We start from the raw sequence: 16,426 nt of genomic DNA, 5'->3' as shown, positions 1-16,426 counted from the left end.
TACGACAAAACGAGACAGACATGACATACAAAACCCCTCTTGACGATATTTTCTTCAACCTTAGGGATATGGGCCTGCTTGAACAGGTACTGGCCCTGCCGGGGTATGAGGAAATCAGCGACGATATAGTTGACGCGGTATTGCATGAAAATGCAAAATTCGTTCAGGAGGTGGTGGCACCGACCAATCGCGATGGCGATCACCAGGGCGCCAAATGGGACAACGGTAAAGTGACCACGCCGGCCTCGTTTGCCCAGGCATTCAAGGCGTTTGCCGAGGGCGGCTGGCAGGGTTTGCAGCATTCACCGGATTTGGGTGGCCAAGGTTTTCCGAAGCTGATATCGGCCGTCATATCCGAAAATCTGAATGCGGCCAACCTGGCCTTTGCCTTGTGTCCGTTGCTCACTGACGGCTGCGTCGAGGCCATCACACAGGCGGGCAGCGATCAGCTCAAACAAACATTTATACCGCCCATGCTTGAAGGGCGGTGGACGGGCACCATGAATCTGACCGAGCCGCAGGCCGGCTCCGATCTGGCCTTGCTGACCACCAAGGCCATTGTCCAGGACGACGGCACTTATCGCATCAGCGGCCAGAAAATTTTCATCACGTATGGCGACCATGATCTGGCAGAAAATATCGTTCATCTGGTGTTGGCTCGCACCCCCGATGCGCCTAAAGGCGTCAAGGGTATTTCCCTATTCGTCGTGCCCAAATTCATGGTCAACGAGGATGGTTCGCCTGGCAAACGCAATGACGTCTGGTGCGCCTCCATTGAAGAAAAACTGGGCATCCATGGCAGTCCTACCGCTGTGCTTTTATACGGCGCCGGCAAAGGCGAGGTGGGCGAAGGCGCCATCGGTTATCTGGTCGGCCAGGAAAACTACGGGCTGCAATCTATGTTCATCATGATGAATGCGGCCAGATATAACGTGGGCATCCAGGGGATTTCGGTATCGGAGCGCGCGTTGCAGCAAGCCCGCGCCTATGCAGCAGACAGGGTGCAGGGCAATGCGCTGGAAGGCTCGGCCGGACCGGTCACCATTGACCATCATCCGGATGTGCAGCGCCTGTTGATGACCATGCGCGGATTGACCGAAGGTGGTCGCGCGGTGGCATTGTATGCGGCCATGTGCAATGATGTCGCGCATCAGCACGCAGATGAAAAAACAGCTGATTTGCATCGTGCCCAGTATGAATACCTGGTTCCCATCGTCAAAGCCTTTAGCACCGAAAACGCGGTCGAAGTGGCTTCATTGGGCATGCAGGTGCATGGTGGAATGGGCTACATTGAAGAGACCGGCGCGGCCCAGTATTATCGCGATGCCCGGATTCTGCCCATTTATGAAGGAACGACTGCCATCCAGGCCAATGACTTTATCGGGCGCAAAATTCTGCGTGACGGCGGTGCAGTCAGTCGCGGCTTCATCGCCGCCATGTGCGACACCGTGAATGCGTTGAACCAGCACCAGGATGATTCCGCGCTTGCCTTTATAGGTGCACAACTGGAAGTCGCGGTCCAGGCCTATCAGAATGCCCTGGATGCCACGCTCGAGTTTGCCGCCAAGGGACAAATGCGCAGTGCGTTTGCCGGGAGCGTGCCGCTTCTTATGCTTGCAGGTTATGTACATGCCGGCTGGCATCTGGCGAACGCGGCGCTCAAAAGCCGCGAGCGACAGTCGGATATCCATCGGCAGAAACAAGCCACCGCGGTATTTTATGCTGCCCATGTCTTGCCGCGTGCCCTGTCATTGTCATCCGCCGTCAAGGCAGGCGACAATGTGCAGGAAGCATTTTCAGCCGTCTTTTCCTAATACGCATGAGTGCCGCAGTTTTGTTTTAATATGCAAATTGGGTATATCAAAATTATTATTTATTCTTTTAGGGAATAAATAATCTTTGCCATAATCCCGGTATACAGTCCGATGCATTGCATCGGACATTCCCCACGCTTACCAAGGAGATACCATGAGCACAACACTGCGTTTGGGCGATACCGCCCCCGATTTTGAACAGAATTCGTCCACTGGCCCCATCAAGTTTCACGAGTTTCTGGGCGACAGCTGGGGTGTTCTGTTTTCTCACCCGGCCGACTTCACGCCTGTTTGCACAACAGAGCTGGGGTATACGGCAAAGCTGGCCGACGAGTTTGCAAAGCGTAATGTAAAAGTACTGGCTGTCTCTGTGGATGACGCCGATTCACACAACAAATGGATCGAAGACATCAACGATACGCAAAATACATCGGTGAATTTTCCGATTCTGGCCGATGATGACCGCAAAGTGTCTACGCTTTACGACATGATCCATCCCAATGCCAGCGCAACGGTCACGGTACGCTCTGTATTCATTATTGATCCGGCAAAGAAAATTCGCCTGACTATTACTTACCCGGCAAGTACCGGCCGCAATTTCAACGAAATCCTGCGCGTTATTGATTCGTTGCAACTGACTGATTCCCATAGCGTGGCTACGCCGGTCAACTGGGAAGACGGCGATGACGTGATCATTGTTCCGTCTTTGAAAGATCCAGAGGTGCTGAAACAGAAGTTCCCCAAAGGCTTTACGGAAGTACGCCCTTATCTGCGTACCACGCCGCAGCCAAATAAATAATTAGCCTCGCGGGCTTGTTCTGATTGTGCTTTGGCACCGTCGGAACGCCGCAATGCCTTTTGGCAGTGGTTCGAAAAAAAGCATGATGATAAACCATCATGGCTTTTTTGCGCATGACGAAGGCGTCCATATGGCCTTGTCCGAAGGGTCAATGCTTGTGGGGCAATGGTCTGGGTAGCGTTGCCTGCAAGCTGGCGCTCGTCCTGGGGAGGGTGGTTTGCGCGGACCCATTGGGCAGTGGTGGGCGGATATGGAGCAGCCTGCAGGCAGGGCAGGTTTTCATGGATCTAAGGAATAGGCAAAGCAGGGACAAGCTTTAATCTTTTGATTTAAAAGAAAAAAATGTTTTTGCAGCTGGATATGCAGATGGAATACAACACGGAAACTGAAATGAATTGAAATTGCGCTTGCAAAAAACACTGTATGGATATACAGTATCACTTATCGCAATGCATAGTCGCGATATAACTAGATTAGGGTCCTAGTTATCGCCTGCCCGCCGTTGAATGTGGTTCCAGTTTGGTGTTTTCCAGCATTCAAATTGTCATTCGGCCCGGGCGGGCACCTCTTAACTCTTGGAGAATTCATCATGACAACCCAAATTCGCAAGCCTGGTGCCCCTTCTGCTTCAACTATATCAGCCTGCCGCCAGTTCGACCAGTCTTTCGCTACGCTTTATCGTAAAAAAAGCAGCAAAATACAGCGCAGCAGTCATCTGCTGGCCGATATTTGCATGGTCGCGGCGTGGTTTGCATTAATTCCGGTCATGAACCTTTTAGGTACGGCGGCAGGTCTGGCTTAATGCCCTTATCGCCACGGAGTCAGCGCCAGAAGTCGCTTATCGCTAATCAGTAATGCTGATCGGGCATCGCCGTTTCCGCATAGGGCGCTGTATTTTGAAGTTTTGTTGCTTTTTTATTGAATTCAATAACTTAAGCTGCAATTGTTTCCGCAAAAATAGCCAGATTGCTGGTCAGCTTGCCTCTAATAAGTTATACTTGCGAGTTCTATTTATCCTCTGTCGGCAAACGCACCTGAATGGGTCGGTGCAATCACAAATAATGTGACGTTATTCTAAACAGCCGTTCATGATGAACCGGAGTCTATTATGAATCTTATCGAAAAACTCGAGCAGGAAGAAATTCAGCGCCTGACTGGTGGTACGCCTGTGACTGAATTTGCGCCTGGCGACACCGTTGTGGTTAGCGTGAACGTCGTTGAAGGCACCCGCAAGCGTGCCCAGGCATACGAAGGCGTGGTTATTGCCAAACGCAATCGTGGTCTGAACTCTTCTTTCATTGTCCGTAAAATTTCTTCAGGCGAAGCCGTTGAGCGGACATTCCAGCTGTATTCTCCACAAATTGCATCTATCGTCGTTAAACGCCGCGGTGATGTACGTCGTGCGAAACTGTATTACCTGCGTAACCGTTCCGGTAAAGCTGCGCGCATCAAAGAAAAACTGGTACGCAAGGCCGACAAACAGGCAACTGCATAAGCGGTTCTCAGTTACTGCTTTATCCAGTGTTATCCCTGTTGTCGCCGCCAGGTATCTTATGGTGGCGCAAATGGGTTGAAAAAAGCCGGCATTGCCGGCTTTTTTCAATGGGCGCTTAACACGCCTTCCAGTTTCATTTTGTTCCGGATGGACAGCAATGACGCTTGCGTGCCGTAAAATGGACATGTTGATAAATATAATTGATTCCATAGGACACTGTTTTGACTGAACCACTAAGAAAGCCTATTACGCCCGGTTTTGACGTGCAGGCACAAAAATGGACGGTGGCCAATGAAAACCTGCACGCTATTTCGCCTTCTATGCTCACGGTTGCGCTCATAGAACGCGCCTTTGATCATGGGCTGGTGTGGTCTGCTGATGCACTGGTTCACCAATGGAACGAAGCGAAAATCATTCAGTATCAATCAGAATCCTATATTGATTCTGCTGTTCTTATGCCTCTGGTAAAGCGCGATGATGAAATTTTCGTGCTGTTGACCAAGCGCTCCGAAAAACTGTATCACCATCCGGGGCAGATCAGTTTTCCGGGAGGGCGGGTAGAAGAGGACGATATCAATCCGCAGCATACGGCATTGCGGGAAACCTTTGAAGAAATCGGTGTGCCCACTCAGGCTGTTACGATGCTCGGTCAATTGCCCGAATTTTATACTGGCACGGGCTTTCTGCTGCGCCCCTATGTTGGCTGGCTCTCTAACACGGTTGAAATAAAAACAGACCAGGTGGAGGTTGCAGAGGTTTTTCAGGTGCCCCTTGCGTTTCTTATGGATCCGGCCAATCATCGTCTGCATCATGCTATCGCCCCTGATGGCAACGAACGATATTATTACTCCATGCCGTGGAACGGCTATTTCATTTGGGGTGCAACCGCAAACGTGATCAGAAATTTCTATCATCGCGTATTGGCGGTGGTTCAGGCCTGATCTGTCGAGCTTTCTTTTCAGTGAAATGGTTCTGTCATGAGTGAGAATGCAATTTCACCGTGGGAGCCAAGGCCTTATAAACGAAACTTTTCGGTTTGTATGGCGCCAATAACCATTTCAAGGGTTTCCTGTGCGGTTTTGTCGTCAACAGACAGGGCATGGGGTTCCAGCTCGCCGAGTGTGGAAAACTGCTGATGCAGGGCAGCGATAGGTTCTGGGTCTGTCAATGTGTCATTACCGCGTTGCTGACAGCGAGCAATGGCCAGCGCTAATGGAGGGCGCAGGACAATATAGTGAATTGGCGTGGCAATTGCCTGGAAAGTCGGTAAGAACCATGGGCCGATGATGCCATCAACAATAACAAAATAGCCGCCATTCGCGTAACTTTGCGCCACGCCAGAGAGTGCATCCATGACTATATGATTTTGTCTATGCGCACTGGGTAGATAGGGCGCAATGGCACCATTTTTGATGAAGCGCCAAAAATCATCGGCATGCAGGTGGACCTTTGCTGACCCCTGTTGTTGGGCCAGGGCCAGTGCCGTCGTGGTTTTTCCTGAGCCGGGCGGGCCAGTGAGAATAAGAATTTCGCCAGCGTGGTCCATAAACAATTCCGTGTAGATGCAATCGCGTCCTGCTGTCGATGGCCGAACAACCTTAATATTTCTGCGGCGCGGTCGACTCGGCCAGGATGCGCAAGTAAAGTTCGTGCCGCTTGGCGCTGATTAACCCCTGTTCTTTGGCTGCCAGCACCCCACAACCGGGTTCGTGCCGGTGCGAGCAATTATAGAATCTGCAATTCTGGCTGTATGGGCAAATTCGGGAAAGCCTTGTTCCACTTCGGTCTGACCCAGGTGTTTCAGGCCAAATGCCTGGAAACCAGGGGAATCGATCAGATCCCCGTCGGCACCGGGCAGGTGGTATAGGCGCGACGAAGTGGTTGTATGTTTACCGGTACCCAGCGCAATGGAGTGTTCTTGCGTGTCGGCACGGGCTTCCGGAACCAGGATATTCAAAATACTGGATTTTCCCATGCCGCTTTGGCCGAGCAACAGGCTGGTTTTGTTCGCCAGTAGCGGCAACAGACTGTCACGTAACGCCTGCGGCTGCAGGGTACTGGTTTCAATAATACGCACACCCAATGCGTTCATATCCGAGAGCAGGGCCCGTGCACGCGGCAGGCTCTCGGCCAGATCACATTTGTTCAAAATGATAACTGGCGTGATGTCGGCGCTGAACGCGCCAGCCAGTGCACGTCCGGTCAGATCCTCAGAAAACAAAGGCTCAACTGCAACCACGATCAGCAATTGATCGACATTGGCGGCAAATTGCTTGGCCCGCATTTCATCTGAGCGGTATAGTAAATTGCGCCGCTCGTGCACCCGTTCAATCCGCCCCTCGTCCTGCCCCTGGGGTTCAATGTCGACATAGTCGCCGACACAAATACCGGTTTTCTTGCCACGTGTATAGCATTGACGCAGCTGCCCGTCGTCCAGCTCCACCTGATAGTGACGGCCGTGAGCGGCAATAACGCGCCCGGCCATCATCCGTTTGTTGCCTGCAACTCTTGAAGCCGGCGGATGCGCAAGGAAGCCGGAGGATGGCTGTCGTAAAACGCCGAGTGCACAGGATCTGGCGTCAGGGTGGATGCGTTGTCATTGTATAGTTTGACCAGCGCAGAAATCAGCGCCTCGGAACTGGCCTGTGTGTGTGCGTAATGGTCGGCCTCAAACTCGTCCTTGCGGGAAAAGAAGCTGAATATCGGCGCAAAGAAAAATGTGAAGACAGGCATCGCCATAAAGAACAGCAGCAACGCCATGGCATCGTTGGAACCATTGATGACAGGGGAAACACCCAGCCCCTGATAGAACCAGATCTGGTTCTTCAGGAAACCCAGCACGGCAAAAAACACCAGCGCCAGCAAAAAGCTGAAAATCATGCGTTTTTGCACATGTTTATGGCTGAAATGTCCCAGCTCATGGGCCAGCACGGCTTCGATCTCGTCGGGGTTCAGTTTGCCCAGCAGGGTATCGAAAAAAACAATCCGGCGTGATTTGCCAAACCCGGTGAAATAGGCATTGCCATGGGCTGAGCGTCTGGATCCGTCCATGACGAACAACCCTTTGAGGGCAAAGTGGCAGCGCTGCGCCAGATTGTTGATGCGATCGGCCAGTTCGGGGTTGTCCAGCGGTGTAAATTTATTGAAAAGCGGGGCGATCCAGGTTGGAAATACAAACAGAATGAAAGCGTTGAACGCGACCCAGACCATCCATGCCCACAGCCACCACAGCGGACCGGATGCGGCCATCAACCAGAGCGTGACCGCTGCCAGTGGCAGACCCAGTACGACACTGACCAACAGTCCCTTGAGCGTGTCACTTACAAACAGGCCAAACGTCATGCGGTTGAAGCCGAATTTCTGTTCCAGTTTAAATTGCTTCCACAAGCTAAAGGGCAGTTGCAGTGCACCGGAAATCAGCAGAACCGAACCGAGCAGCAGAATCTGGCGCCAGAAATCGTGGGGAATAACGCTGATCAGAAACTCATTGATCAGTTGCAGACCACCAAGCAGGGTAAAGGCAATGAGCACCATTGCATCGAAGACCCGCCGGGTCACGGACAGCTTCATGCGCTCGACGGTGTAGTCGGCGGCGCGCTGGTGACTTTGCAGCCCGATTTTTTCGGCAAATTCGTCCGGCACCCTGGCGCGATGGCGCATAACATGGCGAGCCTGACGGCTTGCCAGCCACAAATGGGTGATCGTCTCTAGAAGAAGGAAAAGGACAAATAAAAGCGTAAACGGGGTTGGGGACATTTCTGTTGTGTGCTCTGTGCGAAAATAATGTTTCTGAACAATAAGGATCGAAAATGGCGGTAAATGATCTGCGACTGGTATGGCTGGACATGGAAATGAGCGGCCTGGATCCCGAAAAAGAACGTATTCTGGAAGTGCTGTTGTCGTCACTGAACCGGACCTCACGCTGGTAGCGGAAGGCCCGGTTCTGGTTATTCACCAGTCCGATGAGGTACTGGCGGGCATGGATAAATGGAATACATCTACCCATGGCCGTAGCGGCCTGACCGAAAAAGTGCGCACCTCTGTACTCACCGAAGAACAGGCGGAAGACATCCTGCTCGACTTTCTTGCGCCGCTGGTACCCAAAGGCGCATCACCACTTTGCGGCAATACGATCAGCCAGGACCGGCGTTTCATGTACAAGTACATGCCACGTTTCGAAAGCTACTTTCATTACCGCAATCTGGATGTCAGTACGCTCAAGGAATTGTCCCGTCGCTGGAAACCGGAGGTCTACAAAGGATTCGACAAGAAAAGCCGGCATGAAGCACTGGCTGATATTTACGAATCCATTGACGAACTCAAGTACTACCGAGAACATTTTATCAAGCTTTAGCACTTCACGGTGAAATGCCCATGGCTAACGAAGTCACACTGCCTGCAGCGATTGCCGGTATCGGTACGGACCTGATCCATATCCATCGAATCGCCCAGGCTTACGAGCGCTTTGGCGATCGTTTTGTCGCCCGGATTCTAGGGCCCCAGGAGCGCGAGAAGTTTCTGCGCAGACAGGCGCGTGACCCGCAGCGCGGCATCCGGTTTCTGGCTACCCGCTTTGCTGCCAAAGAGGCTTTTTCCAAGGCGATCGGGCTGGGCATGCGCGTACCCATGACGTGGTCGCGCATGCAAACGCTCAATGCGCCTAGCGGAAAGCCGCTGGTGGTGCTGGCATCGCCCCTGAAAGAGTGGTATGAATCCCGTTTCGGACCGGCCCATATTTCCCTGACCGATGAAGCCGATCTGGCCATGGCCTTTGCCATGGTGGAACGTAAGCCGGTTTAATCAACCTGTTACCCAAAACACCATAAAGGAGTCCAGGTGTCTGTTTCCCAATCCCGTCCTGCCAGCCGATCTGCCCATTCGGCCGCCGCTGCTGCCGCTGGTCGGCAAATGCCCGGTCCGGTGATGCTTGATGTTGCCGGCCACAGCCTGACCAGTCAGGAGCGCGATCGCCTGGCGCATCCGCTAACCGGCGCGGTTATCCTGTTTGCCCGCAATTACGACAATCCGCAGCAACTGGCCGAGCTGACCGCGCAAATTCACGAAGCCCGCGATGAACCACTGCTGATTGCCGTCGATCATGAGGGTGGCCGGGTACAACGGTTTCGCGACAAGGGTTTTACACAGCTGCCATCCATGCAGGACCTGGGACGTTATTGGGAGCGCAATCCGCTGCAGGCCATGCGTGCCGCGACCGAAATCGGTTATGTCCTGGCCGCCGAGTTGCGCGCCTGTGGCGTGGATTTCAGCTTTACACCCGTTCTGGATCTGGACTACGGTGTCAGCAAGGTTGTTGGCAGCCGCGCCTTTCATCGGGATCCGCGGGTTGTTGCAATGCTGGCGCGGGCGCTGATTCAGGGCCTGAGTCTGGCCGGTATGCGCTCCTGCGGCAAGCATTTTCCCGGCCATGGTTTTGTCGATGCCGACTCTCATGTCGCCATCCCGGTAGACGAACGGGATCTGGAGCAAATCATGGCAGACGATGCCATGCCCTATGATTGGCTGGGCGCACCGGTGCTATCGGCCGTGATGCCGGCACATGTCATCTATCCCAAGGTGGACGCCGCGCCTGCCGGTTTTTCCAAGGTTTGGGTGCAACAGATCCTGCGCCAGCGCCTGAAGTACGATGGCGTGGTTTTTTCCGACGACCTGACCATGGAAGGGGCATCGGTTGCCGGCGACATCACCGCTCGTGCTCAGGCCGCACTGTCTGCCGGATGTGATATGGTATTGGTATGCAACCGTCCCGATCTGGCCGATACCTTACTCGCTTCCCTGACAGTCGCGCCGGCGGCCACATCGGTTGCCCGAATCCGTGCCCTGAAGCCGGCTGTGCCGTTCATGGACTGGAATACCCTGCAATCAGACCCACGATATCAGTATGCCCGAGACTTTCGATCTCAAATCCTTTCTGAGTGACCTGCCGCACCTGCCTGGCGTTTACCGTCATCTGGATGCGGAAGGCACGGTATTGTATGTGGGCAAGGCCCGGGATCTGAAAAAACGCGTTTCTTCCTACTTTCAGAAAACCCTGACAGCCCGCGTATTGCGCTAATGGTCGCACGGGTGTGGCGCGTGGAAGTCACGGTGACGCGGTCCGAGGCCGAGGCGCTGATCCTGGAAAACAACCTGATCAAGAGTCTGCGGCCGCGTTACAACATCCTGTTTCGTGACGATAAGTCGTACCCGTACCTGATGATCAGTGCACATGATTATCCGCGAATTGCGTACTATCGTGGCATTACGAGTCGCAAGGGGCGTTTTTTCGGGCCGTATCCGATTCCTGGGCCGTACGCGAAACCATACAGATTCTGCAGAAGGTGTTTCGCTTGCGTACCTGTGAGGACACCGTTTTTGCCAATCGCTCGCGACCCTGTCTGCAGTATCAGATCGGACGGTGTACTGCGCCTTGCGTCAACTTTATCGACGAAGAAGATTACAAGCGTGATGTGCAGCAGGCCGTGCGTTTTCTGGATGGCGAGGCCGACGACGTGGTGAATGATCTGCAGGCACGTATGCAGCAGGCCTCTGACCAATTGCGCTTTGAGCAGGCTGCGGCGCTGCGGGACCAGATGCATGCACTGGCAACGGTGCTGCATCAGCAGTCGATGGAAGAGGTGGACAAGACCGATGTCGATATCATTGCCGTGGCGCAGGCGGCCGATAAGGCATGTGTGAACCTGGCCATGGTGCGTGGTGGCCGGCATCTTGGCGACCGCTCGTTTTTTCCGACGCAGGCCGATGGTGAAAATCGCGCCGAGGTCATGACGGCCTTCATTGCACAGCATTACCTGGAAAATCCGCTACCGCCGGTGCTGGTCTGTTCGGAGGCGCTGGCTGATGAAAATCTGCTGGCGCTGCTCAATGAACAGCAGCCATCGCGAATCAAAACCCGGTTGCAGACACGCCCTCAGGGGGTGCGCCGCACCTGGCTGGATCAGGCCTTGCGCAATGCCGAGTTTTCCCTGGCGCGCACGCTGTCCGAATCGGCTTCGCGGGCTGCGCGCACACGTGCGCTGGCCGAGCTGCTGCAATTGGATACAGATGATGAATCGCTCGATGCGTTGCGCATCGAATGCTTTGACATCAGTCATACCGCTGGCGAGGCAACCCAGGCATCCTGTGTGGTTTACCACCATCATGATATGCAGCCATCCTTATATCGCCGTTATAACATCGCCGGCATTACCGAGGGAGATGATTACGCGGCCATGCGCCAGGTGCTGATTCGCCGCTTTTCCAAGGTGGCTGACGGCGAGGCACCGCTACCAGAAGTGGTGCTGATTGACGGCGGCAAGGGGCAGGTCGAAATCGCCCGCCAGGTATTTGTGGAATTCGGTCTGGACACCCGTGTGATTGTCGGGGTGGCCAAGGGAGAAGGGCGCAAGGTCGGCCTGGAGACCCTGGTGTTTACCGACGAACGGGAACCGGTGGCGCTTGGGCTGGGGTCGGCAGCGCTGATGCTGGTGGCCCAGGTGCGCGATGAAGCCCACCGGTTTGCCATCACCGGCATGCGGCGCGCCGCGCCAAGGCCCGAAATGTGTCGCGACTGGAAGAAATCGAAGGCGTGGGCGCCAAACGCAGGCAGAAACTGCTGGCGCGTTTCGGCGGGTTTTCCGGCGTGGCTGCCGCCAGCATCGACGATTTGCGTTCGGTAGAAGGTATTTCCAGGGAACTTGCTGAACGCATCTATGAATCTTTGCGTTAGTGGTAGGATTACACATAATGCCTCCGCCGTATTTTGTGTATTAAAGCCCTATGCCACTGAACATACCTATTATCCTGACCTGGATGCGGATCGCCATGATTCCGCTGGTCATTGCGCTTTACTATCTGCCGCTGCACTGGATCGACGTCCCGGTGCGCGATACCATCGGCGCGCTGGCCTTTATTTTTGCAGCACTCACAGATTGGTTCGATGGCTGGCTGGCCCGACGCTGGAATCAGACTTCATCGTTCGGCGCCTTTCTGGATCCGGTTGCAGACAAGCTGATGGTATGCGCAGCCCTGTTGATCCTGCTTGATCTGAACAGGCTTGATTCATTTATTGCACTTATCATTATCGGGCGTGAGATAACCATTTCGGCGCTGCGCGAATGGATGGCAACCATCGGTGCACGCGATAGCGTGGCGGTGCATTGGCTGGGTAAATTCAAAACCGCTGCGCAAATGACCGCCATTCCCTGCCTGCTGTTTTATCAGGATTGGCATGCGATTCCGTTTGCACCCATCGGGACGGTATTGGTATACATTGCCGCCATTCTGACGATCTGGTCCATGTTCTACTACATGAAGAAAGCCTGGCCTATCATCAAGCAGCAGCAAAACTAACGCATTTTTCCGGCATATTCATCCGGCTATCACAGGTATCATATGACTTCGCAGGTTCTGACTTCTTCGATCAGGGCTCCCAATGCAGATGGGGATTCAAGAGACTGGAAGGTGATTGCGCTGATCGGGCTGTTGCATGGCGGCTCGCATTTTTATCAGCTGGTGTTGCCGTCGCTGTACCTGTCGCTAAATCGGGATTTTGGCTATAGTTTTGCAGAACTGGGGTTTCTGGCTACGGTATTCTTTGTGGTCTCCGGATTCGGGCAAGCGTCATCAGGCTTTGTCGTAGACCATCTGGGGGCGCGTCCCGTATTGCGTTTCGGATTGGCCTGTATGGTCGCCTCGGCGTTGCTGATTGCAGTGGCTGACGCGTATTGGGTCTTCATTATTGCTGCTTTCATCGGCGGTGCCGGCAACTCGGTCTTTCATCCGGTTGACTTTTCCATTATCAACCAGAATGTGAGCCAGCGACGGCTGGGCCATGCTTTCAGCATTCACGGCGTATCGGGCAATCTGGGCTGGGCACTGGCGCCCATCTTCATTACCTTTTTTATTGTTCAGACCGGTTCATGGCGCTTTGCCGCGGCAGCCGCCGCCGTTGTGCTTTTTGCTCTGTTTCTGGCAACCTTTATCGGGGCATCGCTGCTGGCAACGCCGGCGGCGCAGACCGATGCAAAGGGTGCGGCAACGGACGACAAGCAGGCCGATGAGTCGGTTCAGGAGCGGCCCCGCGCGGCTGAGCCCGGTTTTGCCGCCAAGCTGCGCATGCTGCATGAAAAACCCGGCGCTGTGGGCGCATTCCTGTTCTTTGCATTTACCTCGGGTTCAATGTCATCGGTGCAGAATTTTACGATTCCCATTCTTGGATCGCTATACGGCATTGGCAAGGAATGGGCCAGCTCCGCGCTGTCCATGTATATGGTTTCAGCGGGCGTGGGCCTGCTCATAGGCGGCTTTCTTGCGGGCAGCACCGACAGGACCGAACGTATTGTGGCCGGTTCGCTGGCCACGTCGGGACTTGTTTTTATTCTGCTGGCTATGGGAATGCTCCCTTCGGGTCTGGCCGTGGCCGGCCTGTGCGTGGCCGGTTTCTTAAGCGGCATGGCCGGGCCGTCGCGCGATATGCTGGTTCGACGCGTTACGCCCAAAGGTGCCCTTGGCTCCGTTTACGGTCTTGTCTATTCCGGCATGGACGTGGGTTCTGCGTTAGGACCTGTCGTATACGGTTTTATGCTGGATCACCAAACGTATCGCGGCCCCTGGCTGGTGTCTGGCCTGGCGCTGTTTGGCGCCGTGCTGGCCGCGTTCTGGGTTGCTTATTGCGCTCGCAGGCAGCAGCAAGTCCATTCTGTTGCCCAGGGTAGTGCCGCGTAATCGGTTCAATTGCCGGGCGACCCAGAGGCTGCTTTGATGGCGATAATGCGGGCTTTAAACCAATTGCAAACAGGTCATCAGTCGTCGTTTGCGCCGGCGCCTCAGTAAAGAGGTAGATAGCAACCCGGTCATTGACCCGACGCGATTGTGGCGTATACTGAATCTGATGATCTCTGGACATATTGTCACAGCGACCCCATATTTATACCGGTAATCATTGTTTTATTCGAAGCGCCCACGTGCGCATCGTCAAATTTACGGGGAGGCTCCCATGATGACAAACGTCAAACCAAGCATCAAACGATTGGCTGGATACGGCCTGGCACTGGTGGTGCTCCTGTTTGTGTTTTCCCTGTACCTCAACCCCGACCTGTACGTGTCTGTCTCCAATCTTTTCTGGTCCTGCTTCGGGGCAATTTAACAATTAGCGATCGCCACAGCTTGTTATGAGCCGTCTGCGTTCGAATATGACCGCAACACTGTATTTGCGCCTTTTCTGGCCAATTGTGGGCGTGCTGTTTGCCGCTAGCGATGACTGGCGGCGTGGTTGCCTGTAAACCGACGATGCGGTCGCCTGCTATGCATGTACTCACGGGCGCATGTCTGCGCACCTGTTCAGTCGCATTCCGCATTTCGCATATCGCATACATCGGCAATGACCGGCCAGCATAATATCAGGGTTTTTCAGCTTCAGTGCTGGTTCTGCGGACGTGTCAGTCTGACTGCGCTGACAAATTTTCGTGGAGAAAACCCTGTGGTGACGCAGACGCATGATGAGCGATGAAATACTGGCAAATTTCACATTATGATATTGCGATTTCATAACATGAATTTTACATGCTGCGATCGCAAAATTTATATTTCATTATCGCAAATTTGATTTCATAATATAAAACGAAAAATATAACCTATTGAATAATATAAATATAATAATTAGTCTTATATAAGATATAAGTGTATATTGCACTGCGGTGTTCAGATAGAATTTTCTCCATGGAATCTTTTTTTATATATAGGAGTTAATCATGTCAAAACGCGAAACCGCCATCCGTAACCTGCAAAAAGAATGGGCAGAAAATCCTCGCTGGCAGGGCATCAAACGGGGTTATGGCGCCGAAGAAGTTATCAAGCTGCGTGGTTCCCGGCAAAATGAGTACACACTGGCTCGTACCGGTTCAGAAAAACTGTGGAGCTTGCTCAACAACGAGCCTTTTGTCAATACACTGGGCGCGTTGACGGGCAACCAGGCAATGCAACAGATCAAGGCCGGTCTCAAAGCGATCTATTTGTCGGGCTGGCAGGTAGCCGGCGATGCCAATATTGCAGGTGAAATGTATCCGGACCAGTCGCTGTATCCCGCAAACTCAGTCCCTACAGTGGTACGCCGTATCAACAATTCGCTGACACGCTGTGACCAGATTCAATGGATGGAAGGCAAAGAAGAGGGCGATGAGGGCTATGTCGACTACTTTGCGCCGATCATTGCCGATGCAGAAGCCGGATTCGGCGGCGTATTGAATGCGTTTGAGCTGATGAAAGCATGATCGATGCCGGCGCTTCAGGTGTTCACTTTGAGGATCAGCTGGCTTCGGTTAAAAAATGCGGTCACATGGGCGGCAAGGTGTTGGTTCCAACGCGTGAAGCAGTCGCCAAGCTGGTCTCGGCACGTCTGGCCGCAGACGTGATGGGCGTGCCCACCGTGCTGCTGGCGCGTACCGATGCTGATGCAGCCGATTTGATTACCAGCGACGTCGATGAGAACGATCAGCCGTTCCTGACCGGCGAGCGCACGCCAGAAGGCTTTTTCCGCACCAAACCAGGTATGGACCAGGCAATTTCGCGCGGGCTGGCTTATGCACCATATGCAGACCTGTTGTGGTGCGAGACATCAACACCGAATCTGGACGATGCGAAAAAATTTGCGGAAGCCATTCATAAACAGTTCCCTGGAAAATTGCTGGCTTATAACTGCTCGCCATCGTTTAACTGGAAAAAGAACCTGGACGATGTCACCATCGCCAAATTCCAGCGCGAACTGGGCGCCATGGGCTACAAATTCCAGTTCATCACGCTTGCAGGCTTCCATGCACTGAACTATGGCATGTTTGAACTGGCTCATGGTTATGCACGCAACCAGATGAGTGCATTTGTTGAGTTGCAGCAGAAAGAGTTTGCTGCGGCAGAGCTGGGCTTTACCGCTGTCAAACATCAGCGCGAAGTGGGTACAGGCTATTTCGACGCCGTCACCCAGACTATCGAAGGAGGACGCTCTTCGACAACAGCGCTGACCGGTTCTACCGAAGAGGCTCAGTTCTCTCACGGTTGATGGTGCAGCCGGCCCGGTACGGTTTCTGGTTTGACCGGATCGGGTACAAAGATTTTATTATTGGCCAATGAATAAAAGGGTCACCGGACAGGATATGCCGGTGGCCCTTTTGCTGCGCCCATTTCATTGCTGATCGCAGGTTCAAGCAATAAAACCCGCATAACAAAGCGGCGTAATAAATCTGTGCTTATGGCCGGCAGCCTGATGGTTGCCGATTGCTCATTGCTCTTGTGTTAACCGGCAAGGGCCTGGGCCAGGGTCTGTCAGCC

At 53.6% G+C, this 16,426-nt stretch carries 12 protein-coding genes and 4 pseudogenes; 13 read left to right on the top strand and 3 right to left on the bottom strand.

Annotation, left to right across the window (positions count from 1 at the left end):
- Window positions 1-20: 20 nt before the first annotated feature.
- The 5 genes from TKWG_RS11895 to TKWG_RS11870 all read left to right on the top strand — a co-directional run bounded on the left by TKWG_RS11895 (window position 21) and on the right by TKWG_RS11870 (window position 5,049).
- A complete protein-coding gene (locus TKWG_RS11895) occupies window positions 21-1,814 on the top strand; it encodes an acyl-CoA dehydrogenase (RefSeq protein ID WP_014751073.1) in 1,794 nt (597 codons plus the stop codon).
- Window positions 1,815-1,968: 154 nt separating this feature from the next.
- On the top strand, window positions 1,969-2,613 hold the full coding sequence (locus TKWG_RS11890) for a peroxiredoxin (RefSeq protein WP_014751072.1): 645 nt from the start codon (window positions 1,969-1,971) through the stop codon (window positions 2,611-2,613).
- A gap of 589 nt (window positions 2,614-3,202) precedes the next feature.
- A complete protein-coding gene (locus tag TKWG_RS11880) occupies window positions 3,203-3,415 on the top strand; it encodes a hypothetical protein (protein WP_014751070.1) in 213 nt (70 codons plus the stop codon).
- 306 nt (window positions 3,416-3,721) lie between these two features.
- On the top strand, window positions 3,722-4,108 hold the full coding sequence (gene rplS, locus TKWG_RS11875) for a 50S ribosomal protein L19 (protein ID WP_014751069.1): 387 nt from the start codon (window positions 3,722-3,724) through the stop codon (window positions 4,106-4,108).
- Between the two features lie 221 nt (window positions 4,109-4,329).
- Window positions 4,330-5,049 carry an NUDIX hydrolase gene (locus tag TKWG_RS11870; RefSeq protein ID WP_014751068.1) on the top strand — a complete coding sequence of 240 codons (720 nt, stop codon included), beginning with the start codon at window positions 4,330-4,332 and terminating at the stop codon, window positions 5,047-5,049.
- Window positions 5,050-5,123: 74 nt separating this feature from the next.
- Here the strand turns inward: TKWG_RS11870 and TKWG_RS11865 are convergent, their stop codons facing one another.
- The 3 genes and pseudogenes from TKWG_RS11865 to TKWG_RS11855 all read right to left on the bottom strand — a co-directional run bounded on the left by TKWG_RS11865 (window position 5,124) and on the right by TKWG_RS11855 (window position 7,864).
- Window positions 5,124-5,654: an ATP-binding protein gene (locus TKWG_RS11865; protein WP_014751067.1), complete on the bottom strand. Its 531-nt coding sequence runs from the start codon at window positions 5,652-5,654 to the stop codon at window positions 5,124-5,126.
- Window positions 5,655-5,706: 52 nt separating this feature from the next.
- A pseudogene (gene rsgA, locus TKWG_RS11860) lies at window positions 5,707-6,596 on the bottom strand (ribosome small subunit-dependent GTPase A).
- Window positions 6,593-7,864 carry a M48 family metallopeptidase gene (locus tag TKWG_RS11855; protein ID WP_041709453.1) on the bottom strand — a complete coding sequence of 424 codons (1,272 nt, stop codon included), beginning with the start codon at window positions 7,862-7,864 and terminating at the stop codon, window positions 6,593-6,595. Before TKWG_RS11855 ends, rsgA begins: the two are co-directional and overlap by 4 nt.
- Window positions 7,865-7,917: 53 nt before the next feature.
- On the opposite strand from TKWG_RS11855, the pseudogene orn reads away from it, so the two are divergent.
- The 8 genes and pseudogenes from orn (at window position 7,918) to aceA (ending at window position 16,157) form a co-directional block, all read left to right on the top strand.
- Window positions 7,918-8,462, top strand: a pseudogene (gene orn, locus TKWG_RS11850) (oligoribonuclease).
- A 20-nt stretch (window positions 8,463-8,482) separates the two neighbouring features.
- Window positions 8,483-8,908, top strand: a complete 426-nt coding sequence (gene acpS, locus TKWG_RS11845) for a holo-ACP synthase (RefSeq protein WP_014751064.1) — start codon at window positions 8,483-8,485, stop codon at window positions 8,906-8,908.
- A 108-nt stretch (window positions 8,909-9,016) separates the two neighbouring features.
- Window positions 9,017-10,045: a beta-N-acetylhexosaminidase gene (gene nagZ / locus TKWG_RS11840; RefSeq protein WP_041710167.1), complete on the top strand. Its 1,029-nt coding sequence runs from the start codon at window positions 9,017-9,019 to the stop codon at window positions 10,043-10,045.
- A pseudogene (gene uvrC / locus TKWG_RS11835) lies at window positions 10,008-11,834 on the top strand (excinuclease ABC subunit UvrC). The gene nagZ and the pseudogene uvrC overlap by 38 nt, the downstream one beginning before the upstream one ends.
- 50 nt (window positions 11,835-11,884) lie before the next feature.
- Window positions 11,885-12,457 (top strand): CDP-diacylglycerol--glycerol-3-phosphate 3-phosphatidyltransferase, encoded by a 573-nt coding sequence (gene pgsA / locus TKWG_RS11830; RefSeq protein WP_014751061.1) that lies wholly within the window; start codon window positions 11,885-11,887, stop codon window positions 12,455-12,457.
- Window positions 12,458-12,499: 42 nt separating this feature from the next.
- Window positions 12,500-13,831, top strand: coding sequence for an MFS transporter (locus TKWG_RS11825; protein WP_041709450.1), 1,332 nt, complete (start codon window positions 12,500-12,502; stop codon window positions 13,829-13,831).
- Window positions 13,832-14,102: 271 nt separating this feature from the next.
- A complete protein-coding gene (locus TKWG_RS23655; protein ID WP_171815092.1) occupies window positions 14,103-14,252 on the top strand; it encodes a hypothetical protein in 150 nt (49 codons plus the stop codon).
- Window positions 14,253-14,856: 604 nt separating this feature from the next.
- Window positions 14,857-16,157, top strand: a pseudogene (aceA, locus tag TKWG_RS11820) (isocitrate lyase).
- Window positions 16,158-16,426: the final 269 nt, after the last annotated feature.

Origin of the sequence: Advenella kashmirensis WT001 (assembly GCF_000219915.2) — a bacterium.
GTDB lineage: Bacteria > Pseudomonadota > Gammaproteobacteria > Burkholderiales > Burkholderiaceae_B > Advenella > Advenella kashmirensis.
This window is presented reverse-complemented; position numbering and strand designations above follow the sequence as displayed.

Bases quoted from the DNA above. Each gene is read 5' to 3' on its own strand.
- TKWG_RS11880 (WP_014751070.1), top strand. From the start codon at position 3,203: ATGACAACCCAAATTCGCAAGCCTGGTGCCCCTTCTGCTTCAACTATA.
- TKWG_RS23655 (WP_171815092.1), top strand. From the start codon at position 14,103: ATGATGACAAACGTCAAACCAAGCATCAAACGATTGGCTGGATACGGC.
- TKWG_RS11865 (WP_014751067.1), bottom strand. From the start codon at position 5,654: ATGGACCACGCTGGCGAAATTCTTATTCTCACTGGCCCGCCCGGCTCA.
- nagZ (WP_041710167.1), top strand. From the start codon at position 9,017: ATGCCCGGTCCGGTGATGCTTGATGTTGCCGGCCACAGCCTGACCAGT.
- TKWG_RS11855 (WP_041709453.1), bottom strand. From the start codon at position 7,864: ATGTCCCCAACCCCGTTTACGCTTTTATTTGTCCTTTTCCTTCTTCTA.
- acpS (WP_014751064.1), top strand. From the start codon at position 8,483: ATGGCTAACGAAGTCACACTGCCTGCAGCGATTGCCGGTATCGGTACG.
- pgsA (WP_014751061.1), top strand. From the start codon at position 11,885: ATGCCACTGAACATACCTATTATCCTGACCTGGATGCGGATCGCCATG.
- rplS (WP_014751069.1), top strand. From the start codon at position 3,722: ATGAATCTTATCGAAAAACTCGAGCAGGAAGAAATTCAGCGCCTGACT.
- TKWG_RS11890 (WP_014751072.1), top strand. From the start codon at position 1,969: ATGAGCACAACACTGCGTTTGGGCGATACCGCCCCCGATTTTGAACAG.
- TKWG_RS11895 (WP_014751073.1), top strand. From the start codon at position 21: ATGACATACAAAACCCCTCTTGACGATATTTTCTTCAACCTTAGGGAT.
- TKWG_RS11825 (WP_041709450.1), top strand. From the start codon at position 12,500: ATGACTTCGCAGGTTCTGACTTCTTCGATCAGGGCTCCCAATGCAGAT.